14 protein-coding genes are annotated in these 15,308 nt (G+C 70.3%); 2 read left to right on the top strand and 12 right to left on the bottom strand.

Features of this window, described 5'->3' with window-relative positions; genetic code table 11:
• Nucleotides 1-2: 2 nt before the first annotated feature.
• The 9 genes from OG371_RS37655 to OG371_RS37615 form a co-directional block, all read right to left on the bottom strand.
• Entirely contained in the window at nucleotides 3-779 is a 777-nt protein-coding gene (locus tag OG371_RS37655) for an enoyl-CoA hydratase-related protein (protein WP_329060787.1), read from the bottom strand.
• 37 nt (nucleotides 780-816) lie between these two features.
• Nucleotides 817-1,650: a 1,4-dihydroxy-2-naphthoyl-CoA synthase gene (gene menB / locus OG371_RS37650; protein ID WP_442876029.1), complete on the bottom strand. Its 834-nt coding sequence runs from the start codon at nucleotides 1,648-1,650 to the stop codon at nucleotides 817-819.
• Complete coding sequence (locus OG371_RS37645; protein WP_329060785.1) at nucleotides 1,650-2,405, bottom strand: SDR family NAD(P)-dependent oxidoreductase; 756 nt, start codon at nucleotides 2,403-2,405, stop codon at nucleotides 1,650-1,652. The genes menB and OG371_RS37645 overlap by 1 nt, the downstream gene beginning before the upstream one ends.
• 5 nt (nucleotides 2,406-2,410) lie before the next feature.
• Entirely contained in the window at nucleotides 2,411-3,367 is a 957-nt protein-coding gene (locus OG371_RS37640) for a hydroxymethylglutaryl-CoA lyase (RefSeq protein WP_329060784.1), read from the bottom strand.
• Nucleotides 3,364-4,599, bottom strand: coding sequence for an acetyl-CoA hydrolase/transferase family protein (locus OG371_RS37635; protein ID WP_329060782.1), 1,236 nt, complete (start codon nucleotides 4,597-4,599; stop codon nucleotides 3,364-3,366). Before OG371_RS37635 ends, OG371_RS37640 begins: the two co-directional genes overlap by 4 nt.
• Entirely contained in the window at nucleotides 4,599-5,795 is a 1,197-nt protein-coding gene (locus OG371_RS37630) for a thiolase family protein (RefSeq protein ID WP_329060780.1), read from the bottom strand. Before OG371_RS37630 ends, OG371_RS37635 begins: the two co-directional genes overlap by 1 nt.
• A complete protein-coding gene (locus tag OG371_RS37625) occupies nucleotides 5,795-6,544 on the bottom strand; it encodes an SDR family NAD(P)-dependent oxidoreductase (RefSeq protein ID WP_329060778.1) in 750 nt (249 codons plus the stop codon). The genes OG371_RS37630 and OG371_RS37625 overlap by 1 nt, the downstream gene beginning before the upstream one ends.
• Nucleotides 6,544-7,710, bottom strand: a complete 1,167-nt coding sequence (locus OG371_RS37620; RefSeq protein ID WP_329060776.1) for an acyl-CoA dehydrogenase family protein — start codon at nucleotides 7,708-7,710, stop codon at nucleotides 6,544-6,546. Before OG371_RS37620 ends, OG371_RS37625 begins: the two co-directional genes overlap by 1 nt.
• An 84-nt stretch (nucleotides 7,711-7,794) precedes the next feature.
• Entirely contained in the window at nucleotides 7,795-8,856 is a 1,062-nt protein-coding gene (locus OG371_RS37615; RefSeq protein ID WP_329060774.1) for an acyl-CoA dehydrogenase family protein, read from the bottom strand.
• 92 nt (nucleotides 8,857-8,948) lie between these two features.
• On the opposite strand from OG371_RS37615, the gene OG371_RS37610 reads away from it, so the two are divergent.
• The gene (locus OG371_RS37610; RefSeq protein ID WP_329060772.1) at nucleotides 8,949-9,722 is read left to right on the top strand and encodes a FadR/GntR family transcriptional regulator; all 774 of its coding nucleotides are present in this window, start codon (nucleotides 8,949-8,951) and stop codon (nucleotides 9,720-9,722) included.
• An 11-nt stretch (nucleotides 9,723-9,733) separates the two neighbouring features.
• Here OG371_RS37610 and OG371_RS37605 read toward each other — a convergent pair whose 3' ends face one another.
• Both OG371_RS37605 and OG371_RS37600 read right to left on the bottom strand, forming a co-directional pair.
• On the bottom strand, nucleotides 9,734-11,677 hold the full coding sequence (locus OG371_RS37605) for an AMP-binding protein (RefSeq protein ID WP_329060769.1): 1,944 nt from the start codon (nucleotides 11,675-11,677) through the stop codon (nucleotides 9,734-9,736).
• A 4-nt stretch (nucleotides 11,678-11,681) separates the two neighbouring features.
• The gene (locus OG371_RS37600) at nucleotides 11,682-12,857 is read right to left on the bottom strand and encodes an acyl-CoA dehydrogenase family protein (RefSeq protein ID WP_329060767.1); all 1,176 of its coding nucleotides are present in this window, start codon (nucleotides 12,855-12,857) and stop codon (nucleotides 11,682-11,684) included.
• A gap of 164 nt (nucleotides 12,858-13,021) precedes the next feature.
• Between OG371_RS37600 and OG371_RS37595 the strand changes: the two genes are divergently transcribed.
• Entirely contained in the window at nucleotides 13,022-13,606 is a 585-nt protein-coding gene (locus OG371_RS37595) for a TetR/AcrR family transcriptional regulator (RefSeq protein ID WP_329060766.1), read from the top strand.
• 32 nt (nucleotides 13,607-13,638) lie between these two features.
• Here the strand turns inward: OG371_RS37595 and OG371_RS37590 are convergent, their stop codons facing one another.
• Entirely contained in the window at nucleotides 13,639-15,303 is a 1,665-nt protein-coding gene (locus OG371_RS37590) for an AMP-binding protein (protein WP_329060764.1), read from the bottom strand.
• Nucleotides 15,304-15,308 lie beyond the last annotated feature (5 nt).

Genomic DNA, 15,308 nt, shown 5'->3' with positions numbered 1-15,308 from the left:
GATCAGGCGAAGTTCGGCGGTCGCTTCTCGATGAAGGCGGTGATGCCTTCGGCCGCGTCGCCGTCGGTGAACAGCGCCTGTTCCTGTGTGGCCTCGTAAGCCATCCCGTCGGCCAGGGGCAGCTCGAACGCGGCATCAACCGTGCGCACCACGGCCAGCTGCGCCGGCAGCGAGGACGGGACGATCTCGGCGGCCAGCGTCAGCGCGGCGTCCAGCACGTCACCTTCGGTGCGCCGGTCGACCAGTCCGATGGCGAGCGCCTCGTCCGCGCGCACCTGACGGGCGGTCAGCATGAGATCCAGTGCCCGGCCCCGGCCGACCAGCCGCGGGAGTCGTTGTGTCCCACCGGCTCCCGGGATCAGGCCGAGCTTGACCTCGGGCAGGCCGAACTTCGCCCGGGGACCGCACACCCGCAGCGTGCACGCCATCGCGAGCTCGAGACCGCCGCCGAGCGCGGCCCCGTCGACTGCCGCGATCGAGATCCACGGCGCGGCGGCCAGCCGGTCGTTGACCGACCGCATGCGGTTCCCGTACGCGAGGAACGTCTCGGCGTCGATGGTGGACATGTGCTTGATGTCCGCGCCGGCGGCGAAAAACCCGGGCAGGGCCGACTCGACGACCATCACCCTGACGTCACCGGCCTTCTCCGCGGCGTCGAACGCCGAGTGCAGCCCGTCGAGGATCGGCAGCCCGAGCGCGTTGGCCGGCGGGCGGTTCACCGTGACGACGGTGATTCCCGGCGACGCGCTGCGCCAGGTGACGGCTTCGGGTTCACTCATCGTGCCTCGCTTGATTCTTGGTCCGGGGTTCAGGTGGTCAGGCCCGCCGGGGAAACCGGCTGAAGTCGGGAGCGCGTTTTTCCTTGAACGCTTCGCGTCCCTCCTGGGCTTCGGCCGATCCGTAGAACAGCAGGTTGGCGTCGTGGGCCAGCTGCTGGATCCCGGCGAAGCCGTCCTCGGCCGCGTGGAAGCTGGCCTTCATCAGCCGCAGCGCGAACGGGGACAGCTCGAGCATCTCCCGGCACCAGCGCACGGTCTCCGCCTCGAGGTCGGCCAGCGGCACGACCGTGTTGACCAGGCCCATCGCCTCGGCCTTGGCCGCGTCGTAGCGCCGGCACAGGAACCAGATCTCCTTGGCCTTCTTCGGCCCGACGAGACTGGTCAGCAGGCTCGCCCCGAAGCCGCCGTCGAACGAGCCGACCCGGGGCCCGACCTGCCCGAAAACCGCGTTGTCGGCGGCGATCGTGAGATCGCAGACCAGGTGCAGCACGTGGCCGCCGCCGATCGCGTACCCGGCGACCATGGCGACGATCGGCTTGGGGCACCGCCGCATCTGGACGTGCAGGTCGGTGACGTGGAACCGGCCGGTGCTGTCGGCATCCGCCTGATACCCGCTGTCGCCCCGCACTCGTTGGTCACCGCCCGAGCAGAACGCCTTCTCGCCCGCGCCGGTCAGCACGACGACGCCGACCGACTCGTCCTCCCGGGCCACCGTGAGCGCCCGCGAGATCTCGATCAGGGTCTGTGGCCGGAAGGCGTTGTGCACCTCCGGGCGGTCGATGGTGATCTTGGCGATGCCGTCGGACGTGGTCTCGTAACGGATATCGGTGTAGTCGCCGGATTCCGCCCAGCCGACTTCGATGTCCCCCATCAGGACATCGTGAGGCCGCCGCTGACCGACAGCGTCTGGCCCGTGACGAACCCGGCCCCGTCGGAAGCGAAGAAGGCCACGGCCGGGCCGATGTCTTCCGGCGTCCCGAGGCGCTTCATCGGGACCGCGCGGGTCATCCCGCCGATCACCTTCTCGGCGTCGCCGGCGCCCTCGGCGAACTTCCGCAGCGCCGGGGTGTCGGTGGGGCCGGGGCAGACCGTGTTCGCCGTGACGCCCTTCGTCGCGACCTCGCGGGCGAGCGTTTTGGTGAAGGCGATGATGCCGCCCTTGGCACCGGAATACACGGCCTCCAGGGACGATCCGACGCGGCCCGCGTCGGAGCCGATGTTCACCACGCGCCCGAAACCGCGCTCCATCATCCCCGGCACGACCGTCCTGATGACCCGCAGCGCGCCCTTGAAGTTGATGTCGAGAATCCTGTCCCAGAACGCCTCGTCGGTCTTCACGAAGGGCATGAAGTCGTCCCAGCCGGCGTTGTTCACCACCACCTCGATGGGGCCGAACTCCTGCTCGACGGTCGCCACCGCGGCTTCCACCGATTCGGTGCTGGTGACGTCGATCCGCACGGCGAACGCGGTGCCGCCGGCCGCGGTGATCTCCTTCGCGGCCTGCTCCGCCGCCTCCTGGTTGAGGTCGGCGACAACGACCCGGAATCCCTGTGCTCCCAAGGTGGTGGCGATGCCCTTGCCGATTCCCTGGGCACTGCCGGTGACGAGGGCGACGCGGTTGCTCATGTGACTTACGCTCCTGTTTCGGTATCGGGGGCGGCCCAGCCGACCGGGCCGGCGACGATCGAGTGGCTGGTGAGTTTGCGGCCCAGCACGGTTTGCGCAGCCCGGGCCGCCTCGATCAGGGCGGGCAGGTCGGTCCCGGTGTCCACGCCCATTTCGTGGAACATGCTCACGAGGTCTTCGGTGGCGATATTGCCCGTCGAACCGGCGGGTACCGGGCACCCGCCCAGTTCGCCGAAGCTCGACTCGAAGCTGCGGCACCCCGCCTCGAACGCCGCGTACGCGTTGGCCAGCCCCTGTCCGCGGGTGTTGTGGAAATGGGCGGTGATCTCGATTCCCGGCAGGCGATCGAGCGCGGCCGCGAAGAACCGCGACGCGTACGCCGGGTTGCACATCCCGGTGGTGTCACCGAATCCGAGCTCCGTCGCGCCGGCTTCGGCGAACTGCTCGGCGAGGTCGAGCACCCGGTCCATCGGGACCTTGCCCTCGAACGGGCAACCGAACGACGTGGCGATCACCGCGCAGAAGCCGAGGTCTTCGGCGACGATGCGCTCGCCCATTTTCTTGACGTCGGCCATCGTCTCGGCCACCGGCCGGTTGATGTTGCGCTGGTTGTGCGTCTCCGACGCGCTCACGAACAGCGCGATCTCCTCGAAAAGGTCGCGCTGGGCCAGTGCGTTGTCGAGGCCGCGGCTGTTCGGGACCAGCACCAGGCGGTCGACGTCCTCGGGCAGGTCGATGCCCTCGAGGACGGCCACCCCGTCCGAGAGCTGGGGGATGACGTCCGGCCGGACGAAGCTGGCGACCTCGATGCGGGTGAGGCCGGCCCGGCCGAGCGCGTTGATCAGCCGGATCTTCTCGGCCGTGGGAATGGTTTCGGGCTCGTTCTGGAACCCGTCCCGGGGACCGACTTCCCGGATCTTGACGGTGCGGCTCTCGTCTTGCGCCGCGTTGGGCAGGGTCATGGCAACTCCCGGTCGGCAAGGCTGTTTTCCAAGGTGCTCCGGTGCCGCGGCGCGGCGACCCGGATGAGCCGCCGGGCTCGTTCGGCGACAGTGCATCCGGTCAGGAGCGCGACGCCGTGCTCGGTGACCACGGCGTCGACGTCGACCCGCGCGGTGGTGACGACGCCACCGCGCAGGGCCGGCGAGATCGTGGATTCACCGGCGGATTCGGAGCGCAGCGCGATGATCGAACGGGCACCGGTCAACGAGGCGGCCCGGCTGAAGTCGACCTGGCCGCCGACGGCGCCGATGTGCACGCCCCGGCGGATCTCCGCGCCCACTTGGCCCAGCAGGTCGACCTCGATCGCGGAGTTGATCGAGACCAGCGAGCGCAGCCGGGAAAGCACCGCCGGCGAGTGCGTGTAACTGGCCGGCCGGAACTCGACCGGGAACTCGCCGATCCGCTCGTAGAACTCCGCCGTGCCCAAGGCGGCACCGGTGACGATGATTCCCCGGTCGATTTCCTTCCGCGCCCCGGTCAGCACGCCCTTCTCGACCAGGGTCAGCACGCCGTCGGTGATCATGCCGCTGTGAAAGCCGAGTTCGCGGTGACCGGACAGCGAGTCGAGCACCGCGTTCGGCAGCGGCCCGACCCCCATCTGCAGGGTGTCGCCGTCTTCGATCAGCCCGGCGACGTGGTCGGCGATCGCCCGGTCCACCGCATCGGCGGGACGGGTGGACGCTTCGGCGAGCGGGCGGTCCGTCTCGACCACGGCGGCGAACCGCTCCAGCGGCAGCCGCGCGCTGCCGGTGGTGGGCGGCATCCGGTGGTTCACCTCCGCGACGAGCACCCGGCTGTGCGGGATGGCGTCCGCGGCGTACTCGACGCCGATGCCGAGCGACACCTCGCCGTTGCCGTCCGGCCGGGAAACCTGCACCAGCCCGACGTCGGCGGGCAGCTGGCCGCGCGCGAACATGCGCGGCAGCGCGGAGTAGTGGCACGGCACCACGTCGAGCCGGCCGTGCCGGCTCAGCCGGCGCAGCTCGCCCAGCCCGCCGTAGGAAAGCACGGTCAGCTCGTCGGGCAGATCCCCCGCCAGCCGCGGATTCCACGTCAGACCGCAGAACGCGCGGACCTCGCCGATCTCGCCGACCTGGTCGAGCAGGGCGTTCACCAGCGGTTCGGGTTCCGCGCCGCCCTGGCCCCACCACACGCCGTCGCCGGCGGAGACGAACGGCCGCAGGTCGATCATCAGCGGACCCGCTGAACGAGCGTGGCCGTCCCCAGGCCACCGCCACAGCACATGGTGACCAGCCCGAGCTCCACGTCCCGCCGCTCCATTTCGGACAGCAGCGTGCCGAACAGCCGCGCGCCCGAAGCGCCGACCGGGTGACCGAGCGCGATCGCCCCGCCGTTGACGTTCACCTTCGCCATGTCCGGCTTGAGTTCGCGCTCCCAGGCGAGCACGACCGAGCTGAACGCTTCGTTGATCTCGATCAGATCGAGGTCGTCGATCGTCAAACCGTTGCGCTCCAGCAGCTTCCGGGTCGCGGGGATGGGGCCGGTGAGCATGATGACGGGGTCCACGCCGACCGTGGTCTGGTCGAGCACCCGCGCCCGGGGCGTCCAGCCGTGGTGTTCGGCCGCCTCGCGAGAGGAGAGAAGCACGCCCGCCGCGCCGTCGCTGAGCGGTGAGGAGCTGCCGGCGGTGATCCGTCCGTCCTCGGGGCGGAACGCCGGTTTGAGAGCCGCCAGCCCCGCCATCGAAGTGCCCGGGCGGATGGCCTGGTCGCTGACGCGCTGCTCGCCGTCCAGCTCCATCGGGATCATCTCGCGGCGGAACCGGCCGGCCTCCACCGCCGCGGTGGCCAGCGCGTGCGAACGCACCGCGAATTCGTCCATCTCGGCCCGGGTGATCCCCCACCGGTCCGCGATCAGCTCGGCGCTTTCGCCCTGTGGCACGAAGCCGTACCGCGCGCGCAGCTCGTCGGGCCAGGGATCGCCGTACAGCTCGGAAATCTTCGCCGGGGCGTTCATCGGCACGTGCTGCATGTGCTCGACCCCGCCGGCGATGACCACCTCGTGCGTGCCGGACGCGACCAGCGCGGCGGCCATCTCGACCGCGGTCTGGGCCGAGCCGCACCGCCGGTCGAGCACCGTCGCGGGCACCTCGGGCGGATAACCGGCCTGCAGCCAGGCATTGCGGCCCACGTTGCGCGACTGCTCCCCGAACGGCGCGGTACAGCCGATCACCAGGTCCTCGACGACCTCCGGGGCGACCCCGGCCGACTCCAGCAACGCGGTGTAGACGACGCCGAGCAGCACGTTGGGGTGAGTGTCGCGGAACCATCCCTTGTCCGGGTGGGCCTTGCCCATCGGCGTGCGCAGCGCATCGACGATGAGCGCCTCACGGCCGTGGCGCGTCAAGGGGCTGGCGAAGCCGGGCATCAGATGACCGTCCCTCCGTCGACGGGCAGGACCTGCCCGGTGATGTATCCGGCCGCGTCCGAGGCGAAGAAGACGAACGCCCCGGCGATCTCGGCGGGTTCCGCCCAGCGCCGCAGTGGAATGCGTTCGAGCGTCAGCTTGGCCAGCTTCTCGTTGCCGCGGATGTTCTCCGTCATGGCGGTGGCCGCGAGCGGAGCCAGGGCGTTCACCGTGATGTGCTGCCGGGCCAGCTCGCGGGCGAGGGACTTGGTGAGGCCGACGATGCCGGCCTTGGCGGCGCCGTAGTTCGCCTGCCCGATCGTGCCGACGAGCCCGGCGGCGGAGGTGACGTTGATGACGCGGCCGCTGCCGTCCTGCGCGAGGTGCGGCAGCGCGGCCTGGCTGACCGTGAAGGTCCCGCCGACGTGCACGCCGAGCACGAACTGGAACTGCTCCGCCGTCATCTTCGGGAACATCGCCGGCGCGATGGCGCCCGCGTTGTTCACCAGGATGTTCAGTGTCCCGCCGCCCAGGCGCGCGGCCTGCTCGGCGACGTCGGCGGCCTGCCCGGCCTCGCGGACGTCCAGTGCCGCCGATTCGGCTCGCCCGCCGGCGGCGGTGATTTCGGCCGCGACCGCCGCGGCCGCGTCCTTGTCGAGGTCCGAGACGAGCACGGCGGCCCCGGCCGCGGCGTAGGCCTTGGCCACGGCGGCACCGATGCCGTTGCCCGCCCCGGTGACGAGGGCGGATCGGCCGGATAGTGAGAACATCAGTAGCTCCTGGGCAGTCCGAGCACGTGCTCACCGAGGAAGTTGAGGACCATTTCCTGGCTCAGCGGCGCGATCTTGGTCAAGCGGGCTTCCCGGAAGTACCGGGCCACGTGGTACTCCTCGGAGTAGCCCATGCCACCGTGGGTCTGCAGCGCGCGGTCGGCGGCCTCGAAACCGGCGTCCGCGCAGAGGTACTTGGCGGTGTTGGCCTCTCTGGCGCACTTCTTTCCGTTGTCGTACAACCAGGTTGCCTTGCGCAGCACGAGTTCGGCCGCGTCGAGCCGCGCCAGCGAGTCGGCCAGCGGGAACTGCAGGCCCTGGTTCATGCCGATGGGCCGGCCGAACACCTCCCGCTCGTTGGCGTACCGGACGCCCCGGCGCAGCGCGGCCCGGCCGATGCCCAGCGCCTCCGCGGCGACGAGCATCCGCTCCGGGTTGAGACCGTCCAAAATGTACTTGAACCCCTTGCCCTCCTCACCGACGCGGTGTTCCGCCGGGATCCGCAGATCGTCGATGAAGAGCTCGTTGGAGGTGACCGCGTTGCGGCCCATCTTCCTGATCGGCCGGATGTCGACGTGGTCGCGGTCGAGGTCGGTCAGGAAGAGCGTGAGCCCGTCGGTCTTCTTCGGCGAGTCCTCGAACTTCGCGGTGCGGGTGAGCAGCAGGACCTTTTCCGACTCCATCGCCTTGGAGATCCACACCTTGCGGCCGTTGACCACGTAGTCGGAGCCGTCTCGGCGGGCGAAGGTGGTGATCCGGGTCGTGTCGAGCCCGGCGCCCGGCTCGGTGACCCCGAAGCACACGTGCAGATCGCCGTTGACGATGCGCGGCAGGCACTCACGCTTCATCTCCTCGGAGCCGTGCACGATCACCGGGTGCATGCCGAAGATCGACAGGTGCAGCGAGCTGGCGCCGTTCATGCCCGCACCGGAGGCGGCGATTTCTTCGAGCAGCAGCGAAGCCTCGGTGATCCCGAAGCCGTGCCCGCCGTACTCCTCGGGGGTGGTGATGCCGAGCCAGCCGCCGTCGGCGAACGCCCGGTAGAACTCGTGCGGGAACTCGTGCGCCGCGTCCTTCTCCATCCAGTACTGGTCGTCGAACTTGGCCGCCAGCTCCGCGACCGCTCGGCGAATCGTGAGCTGGTCTTCGGTGAGCTCGAAATCCACGGTGTCCCCTCATCCGGTCGGCAGGCTGCGGCCTGATTCTAACAAAAGGACTGACCAAAAGACAGATCTGGTCGGACCAGTGCGTCACACCAGCTGCAGGCCGTCGGCGATCCGCTCGTTCCACTGCGCCGGGGTGCCGAACAGGTACTCGTCGAGCTTGGCGCGCTTCGAGAACAGGTGGAGATCGTGCTCCCAGGTGTAGCCGATCGCACCGTGCATCGTCAGCGCGCTGTCCGCCGCACGAGCGCTTACCGCGGTGATCTGCGCCTTGGCCGCGGCGGCGTGCAGCCCGCAGTCGAGTTCGCCGGCGTCCACCGTCGCCGCCGCGTAGTAGAGCACCGAGCGCCCGGATTCGGCCCCGACCAGGATGGTCGCCGCCGCGTGCTTGACCGCCTGGAACGACCCGATCGGCACCCCGAACTGCCGGCGCTGCTTGCTGTACTCGACCGCGAGGGCGAGCATCCGTTCCGTCGCGCCCAGCGCGTCGGCCGCGACCAGCACCGCGGCCCGGGCGGCGTAATCACGCAGGAACGCCTCCCCCGCCACCGGCAACGGCTCCGACGGAACCGATTCGAGGCGGATGTCGGCGACCGAGCGGCTGCGGTCGAGCAGCCGACGCGCGGACTTCCCGGCGTCCCCGGCCCGCACCAATCGCAACGTGCGATGGTCGCCTTGCCGCACCACAGCCACGAACGAGTCCACTCGGGACCCGGCCAGCACGCGGGGCACGCTCCCGCTGAGCCGGCCCTCGGCATCCATCGCCAGCACCGGCCCCGCATCCGGCATTTCGTCCGCGGGCACCAGCAGCGTGACCGGTTTCCCGGCGAGCGCCTGTTCAGCCGCCTCCGGCCGGCCCGCCAGCGCGGGCACCGCGAGCACGGTGGCCAGCCACGCCGAGGACGGGACGGCCGCGCGAGCCAGCTCCTCCGCGGTGAGCGCCAGCTCCACGAGGCCGCCGCCCTGACCGCCGGACTCCTCGGGAATCCCCACCCCGGCCCAGCCGCCACGGACGAACTGCGCTTCGAAAGTCTGCTCGTCGCCTTCGTCGAGCCAAGCGCGCACGGTGGCGGACGAAGCGGTGTCGGACAACCAACCGCGCAGCGCCTCCTGATAGGCGATCTGCTCGTCGGAGAGTTTCCACTCCATGAACAATCCTCTCCTCGCCCCGGCGGCTCCGGCGATCGGGGCGGAATCACTGGTACTTTAGGTACGACCAAATTCGTGGAACAGGACGTGAGATGGCAGAGCCAGCGAATACGCCGAACGGGACGATCCGGAATCCTGTGCGGCTGTCACCGATGCAGGTGCCCAAGGCCTCGGACGTACTCGCGAACGACCTGCGTGAACGCATCCTGCGCGGCGAGTTCGCCGAAGGCACCGCACTGCCGCCCGAACGCGAGCTGGTCACCCAGACGGGGATGAGCCGCACCACCGTCCGGGAAGCGCTCCGCATCCTGGAGGTGCAGGGCCTGGTGCGGGTCAAGACCGGCCGCGCCGGTGGCGCCTTCGTCGAGCACCCGGGCGAAGAGTCGGTCGCCCAGTCGGTCAACCTCATGATCCGCGGGCGCAAGATCCGCATCCCGGCGCTGCTCGAAACCCGCGAGGCGCTCGAACCCGCGTGCGCCCGCCTGGCCGCGAGCGCCCGCACCGAGGAGGACCTGGACCGCCTCGAGGTCGCGAACGACGACCTCGTCGCCGCCGGAGACCTGGATGCCTTCCTGCAGGCCAACATCGACTGGCACGTGGGTGTCGCGATGGCCAGCCACAACGAGCTGCTGACGGGATTCATGCTGGCCTTGTCGCGGGCCATCTACGCGTCCACCCGGAACACGCAGTTCGTGGACGCGGAGGTCCGGGCGACCACGGTCCGCGCCCACCGCTCGGTCACCGCGGCCATCCGCGCCCAGGATCCCAACGCCGCCGTGCGCCGGATGACCCGGCACGTGCACACGTACGCCGAGGCCGTGCTCAAGGTCGAGGAACGCACCGACGTCGACGTCCAGGAAGACTGACCCGGCCGCTTTCATGGCCGCCCCTTGAGCTGAGCGGCGATCTCCCCGACCGCCTGCGGGTTCTCGGCGCCGGAGAGGTCTCCGGGGTCCTGGTCCAGCACGGCGGCGCGGATCGCCCGGCGCATGATCTTCGCCGAGCGGGTCTTCGGCAGCTGCGCCACGCGGACGATCCGGCTGGGCGCGAAGGGTTTGCCGACTTCTTCCGCGACCCGGGCGCGGAGCCTTCGCGCGACCTCCTCGTCGTCGGTGTCCGCCCCCGGCTTGCCGACCCAGAAGACCCACACGGCCTCGCCCTTGGCCGGGTCCGGCACGCCGACCACCGCGGACTCCGCCACGGCGGGGTCCTGGCCGACGACGGACTCGATCTCCGCGGGCGCGACCCGTTTGCCGGCCACGTTCATCACGTCGTCGGACCGGCCGAGGATGAACCAGTCGCCCCGCTCGTCGACCAGCGCGTAGTCCCCGTGCCGCCACAGCCCCTCGAAGGTCGACCAATAGGCTTCCCGGTACTGCCGGTCGTCGTGCCAGATCCCGCGGGTCATCGCGGGCCACGGCTGCCGGCACACGAGTTCGCCCACCTGGCCGCGCAACGGCCGGGCTTCGTCGTCGACCACGTCGACGTCCATGCCGAGCGCCGGTCCCCCGAGCGAGCAGCTGGTGATCTCTTCGACCGGGTACGGGCACAGGAACGAGCCCCCGACTTCGGTCCCGCCGGAGAAGTTGATGATCGGCACGCGTGAGCCGAAGACGTCCCGCGCGAGCCATTCGTAGGATTCCGGATCCCACGGCTCGCCCGTCGAACCGAGGATGCGCACGGACGACAGATCCGCGCTGGGCGGCTCGTCCGCCGCGCGCAGTGCCCGGATCAGCGTCGGCGACACGCCGAGCATGCTCACGCCGTGCGTTTCGGCCAGCCGCCACAACCGCTGCGTATCCGGAACATCCGGCGAGCCCTCGTAGAGCAGCAGCGTGCCGCCGCAGGCGTGGGTGCCCAAAATGGACAGCGGGCCCATGATCCAGCCCATGTCGGTGATCCAGCAGAAAGTGCGTCCTGGCTTGATGTCGAAGGCGTAGGCGACTTCCATCGCGACCTTCGCGAGAAAGCCGGCGTGCGTGTGCACCGCCCCTTTCGGACGTCCCGTCGTCCCGGAGGTGTACGCGAGCAGCAGTATGTCCGAAGTGGACGTCGGCTCCACCTTGCGATCGGGCTCGGCGGCGAGCAGTTCCGACCACGCGATCTGGCCGCCGGAAAGCTCGAGGTCGGCGGCCACGTTCGGCACCACGATCACGTGCTCCACCCGCGGGCACGATTCCAGTGCGGCGACCAGCTGCGGCAGCATCCGGACGGTCCGGCCCCGGCGTACCGTCGCATCGGCCGTGATCACCGCGCGCACCTCGGCGTCCTGCAGCCGCGACGCGATCGCCGTCGTCGCGAACCCGCTGAACAACGGAACTGCCACGGCACCGATGCTCGCGACCGCGTACATCGCGACCACCGCCTCCGGGGTCATCGGCAGGTAGAGCGCGACCGTGTCCCCACGCCCGAGGCCCCGCGCACGCAGACCTGCGCGCACCGCGGCGACCTGGTCGTCCAGCTCGGCGAAGGTCAACCGGCGCACGGTGCCGTCCTCGGCCTCGTGCACCACGGCGGGCGCATCAGGGTTCTCCCGCGCCCAGCGCCCGAGGCAGGCCTCCGCGACGTTCAGCCCGCCGCCGACGAACCACTCCGGGTACGCGATGCCCCGGCTGGTGTCCACGACGGCCGAATACGGGGAGTGGAACGGCAGGCCGAGGTCGTCGACCACGGCCCGCCAGAACGTGGCGATGTCGGCGACCGACCGGGCGCGCAGCTCGTCCGCGGTCCTCACGCCGAAGGCTCGCATCAGCCGGGCGACATTGCTGTTTTCGAGGTAGTCCGCGCTCGGGTGCCAGACGTAGGGGTGTTCCGTGGTCATGTCGTCAGCTCCTGGGCAGGCCGAGGATGCGCTCGGCCACGATGTTGCGCTGGATGAAGGTCGACCCGCCCGCGATGGCGGTGCCGCGGGCCTGATTGGCCAGCCGGAGCCAGGCCCGCGTCTCGGCCAGCTCGTCGTCGAGCCCGAACTGGCCGCCCAGCGGCTCGAGCGACAGCCGGAAGTCCGCCAGGTCCTCGACCAGCGGACAGAAGTAGAGCTTGCCGATGGAGGTGACCGGGCCGGGCGGGCCGTCGGCGGCGGCACCGGTGACCACGCGCTGGCTGATCGTGCGGTGGACCAGCGCCCGCGACCACAGGTCGGCGACCTGCTGGCGCACCAGCGGATCGGCACCGAGGGGGCGACCCGTCGCATCCCGGCGCCCGCGGATGTCCTCGATGATGTCGCCGATCGCCTTGGTGGTGTTGACCCGGCCGGTCGCGATCGCCACGCGCTCGAAGCCGAGCGTGCCCATCGCGACCTTCCACCCGCCGTCGACCTCGCCGACCACCGCGGAATCGGGGACGAACACCTCGTCCAGGAAAACCTCGTTGAACTCGGCCTCGCCGAGCATGTGGGCCAGCGGGCGGACGGTGATGCCGGCACTGTCCATCGGCAGCAGGAAAAAGGTGATCCCGCGATGGCGCTCGCCGCCGCCGGTGCGGGCGAGCAGAATGGCGTGCGCGGCGATCTGGGCGCGGCTGGTCCAGATCTTCTGCCCCGTGATGCTCCAGCCCCCTTCGACCTTCGTCGCCCGGGTGCGCAGGGAAGCCAGGTCCGAGCCGGCCTCGGGCTCGGAGAACAACTGGCACCAGATCTCCTCGCCGGTGAGGATCGGACGCAGGTAGCGCGCCTTCTGCTCGTCGGTGCCGAAGTGCACGATGGTCGGCCCGCCGAAGTCCTCACCGATGATGTTGAGCCGGTCCGGAGCCCCGGCGCGATCGTTCTCCTCGCCGAAAACGGCGCGCAGCCGCTCGTCGAGGCCCTGGCCCCCGTACTCTTTCGGCCAGGTGAGCCCGGCGTAGCCCGCCTCGAAGACCATCCGCTGCCACTGCCGCCAGAACGGGACCCGGCCGACCAGGTCGTCCGGCTGCGGCCGGCCGAGCCGGGGCAGGCTCTCCTCGAGGAACTTCCGCGCCCCCGCCCGGAATCGAGCCTCCTCGGGAGTATCGCTCAGGTCCATCTCCCCGCCCTTCGCCGATCGCCGCGGCTTCGCCAGTGACACCACTCCGTCAAAGGCTACAATGGTCAGACCTAATCGACAACAGTGCCGTCGACCGAATACGAAACCTCCAGCTGGAACGCACACCGGTGAACGAACGTTCCGAACCTGGTAGGCTGCGCCGGGTGGACAGGGAGCGCAGGATCCTCGAAGCCGCCACCGAAGCCTTCTACGAGAAGGGTTTCCACGGCGTCGGGGTCGACGAGATCGGGAAACGGGCGGGGCTCAGCGGCCCTTCGCTGTACCGGCACTTCTCCGGCAAGGACGAGATCCTGGCGACCTTGCTGAACGAGGCGCTGGACGAACTCGTCAGCGCGACGATCCCCGTGCACGGGGATCCCGGACCGGATCTCGACCGCGCCGTCCGCCACCACATCACCTTCGCCGTCGAGCACCGCGAGCTGGTCAACCTCTACCAGCGGGACGTGCGCTCGCTCGCGGACCCGTGGCGCCGCCCGTTCGATCGCCGCCGGGCCCAGTACACGGCGCGCTGGGAAGAGCTGCTGGGACACCGCTACCCGGACGCCGGCCACCGGATTCCGGTGGCGGCCCAGGCCGTCCTCGGCATGATCTTCTCGGTCTCGAACTGGCCGCGGCGGACCGCGCAGTCCACGGACATCGAGGAAACCCTCCGCCTGCTCACCACCGCCGGGCTGCCCGGGCTGGAGGAGGGCGCCAGTTCTTCCGGCGACCGCGCCCGCACGAGCTGAGGCGGCTCCGGGGTACCCGGGCTCCCCCGGTCTCAGGCCGATGCCAGCTTCTTCCTGATGTCTTCCCGGAGTTCGTGCTTCTTCACCTTCCCCGTGGCCGTCATCGGCAGCTCGGACACCACCTCGAGCCGCTCCGGCAGCTTCTGCACGGCGACGTGCCGCGCGCGGAGGAAATCGGTGATCTCCCGCAGCGTCGGCCCGGCACCCGGCCCGGCCGGGGTGACGTAGGCGCACACCTTTTCACCGAGCCGCTCGTCCGGCATCCCGACGACCGCGACGCCGGCGATGCCGGGGTGGTCGGCGAGGTGGTCCTCGACCTCCCGCGCGCTGATGTTCATGCCGCCCCGGATCACGATGTCCTTGAGCCGGCCGGTGACCCGGACGTAGCCCTCGGCGTCCATCCGCCCGAGGTCTCCCGAGCGGGAGAAGCCGTCCGGGGTGAACAAGGCCTCGGTCTGGGCTTCGTCGCGGAAATACTCCAGCATGTGGCTCGGCCCCCGGTAGGCGATGTCCCCCTCCTCCCCGCGAGGGACCTCGCGGCCGTCCTGGTCGACGACCTCGACCTGTGCGCCCGCCACCGCGGCACCGTCCGAATGCGCCTCCTGCCCGGCCGGGTCGGCGGCGGTGCACATCGTGGTCAGCATGTTCTCCGACCGCCCGTAGAGGCTGAGCGTCCGGCAGCCCGGGAACAGCTCACCCGCCTTCGCGATGACCGCGCCCGGGATGGGCGAACCGGCGCACACCCAGAACCGCAGGCTGCTCGCGTCGTGCTTTTCCGGGTCGTAGGCCGACATCAGCATCTGCAGGAACGGGGTCGCGGTCACCGCCGCTGTGCAGCCGTACCGCTCGATCCACCGCAGCGCCGCCTCCGGCTCGAACACCTCCATCAGGCACGAGGTCGCGCCCTTCAGCAGCGGCAGCACCACACTGGTGACCAGTCCCGTGCTGTGGGTGATCGGCGAAGGTCCGAATTGGACGTCCCGCTCGCTGTACCGGAGCCCCTCGGCGATCGCCGCCGCACTTGCCCGCAGGGTGTTGAACGTGTGGAAACAGCCTTTGGGCCGCGAGGTCGTCCCCGACGTGTACACGATCAGGAACCCGTCATCCGGTGAGCTGTCGGGGCCCGCTTCCGCTTCCAGCGCCTCGATGCTGCCCTCGGCGACGAGATCCGACAGCGGCGTGGCGACCGCCGGGTCCAGCTCGCGGTCCGGGCGCGCGAGGTAGACCTGCCGCAGACCCGGAATCTCCTGCAGCAGTCCGGCGAACATCCCGAGATGATCGAACTTGCGGAACTCCCCGCAGGTCACGGCCGCGACCGCGCCCGAATGCCGCAGGACGTACGCCACCTCGTCTTCCCGGTAGATGGGCATGATCGGCACGAGGATCGCGCCGAGGCGCGAGAGAGCCGCGGCCAGCACCGGGAATTCGGTCCAGTTCGGCAGTTGCACCGCCACGCGGTCGCCGCGGCTGATGCCCGAGCGCCGGAGGCCGACCGCGAGCCGCAGTGCCCGGTCCCGGAACTCGGCGAAGGTCACCGAAGACGTCGAGTCGATCAGGAACGGCCGGTCGGGGCGGGCCGCGGCCTGCCGGGCCGCCAGCTCCGTGAAGCTCGCCGGCTCCCAGAGCCCCGCCTCGTAGTAGGCGGCGATCTCCGTGGCGCTGTAACGATCGTGGACCGTCGCGAGCTTCGCGTCCATGCGAA

Source organism: Amycolatopsis sp. NBC_01480 (genome assembly GCF_036227205.1).
Classification (GTDB): domain Bacteria; phylum Actinomycetota; class Actinomycetes; order Mycobacteriales; family Pseudonocardiaceae; genus Amycolatopsis.
Note: the sequence above shows the minus strand (reverse complement) of the source record. Positions and strands in the feature narration are given on the sequence as shown.

Coding starts and splice junctions, on each gene's coding strand:
- OG371_RS37605 (WP_329060769.1), bottom strand. CDS start 11,677: ATGACCACGGAACACCCCTACGTCTGGCACCCGAGCGCGGACTACCTC.
- OG371_RS37635 (WP_329060782.1), bottom strand. CDS start 4,599: ATGATCGACCTGCGGCCGTTCGTCTCCGCCGGCGACGGCGTGTGGTGG.
- OG371_RS37600 (WP_329060767.1), bottom strand. CDS start 12,857: ATGGACCTGAGCGATACTCCCGAGGAGGCTCGATTCCGGGCGGGGGCG.
- OG371_RS37590 (WP_329060764.1), bottom strand. CDS start 15,303: ATGGACGCGAAGCTCGCGACGGTCCACGATCGTTACAGCGCCACGGAG.
- OG371_RS37640 (WP_329060784.1), bottom strand. CDS start 3,367: ATGACCCTGCCCAACGCGGCGCAAGACGAGAGCCGCACCGTCAAGATC.
- OG371_RS37655 (WP_329060787.1), bottom strand. CDS start 779: ATGAGTGAACCCGAAGCCGTCACCTGGCGCAGCGCGTCGCCGGGAATC.
- menB (WP_442876029.1), bottom strand. CDS start 1,650: ATGGGGGACATCGAAGTCGGCTGGGCGGAATCCGGCGACTACACCGAT.
- OG371_RS37625 (WP_329060778.1), bottom strand. CDS start 6,544: ATGTTCTCACTATCCGGCCGATCCGCCCTCGTCACCGGGGCGGGCAAC.
- OG371_RS37615 (WP_329060774.1), bottom strand. CDS start 8,856: ATGGAGTGGAAACTCTCCGACGAGCAGATCGCCTATCAGGAGGCGCTG.
- OG371_RS37645 (WP_329060785.1), bottom strand. CDS start 2,405: ATGAGCAACCGCGTCGCCCTCGTCACCGGCAGTGCCCAGGGAATCGGC.
- OG371_RS37630 (WP_329060780.1), bottom strand. CDS start 5,795: ATGCCCGGCTTCGCCAGCCCCTTGACGCGCCACGGCCGTGAGGCGCTC.
- OG371_RS37610 (WP_329060772.1), top strand. CDS start 8,949: ATGGCAGAGCCAGCGAATACGCCGAACGGGACGATCCGGAATCCTGTG.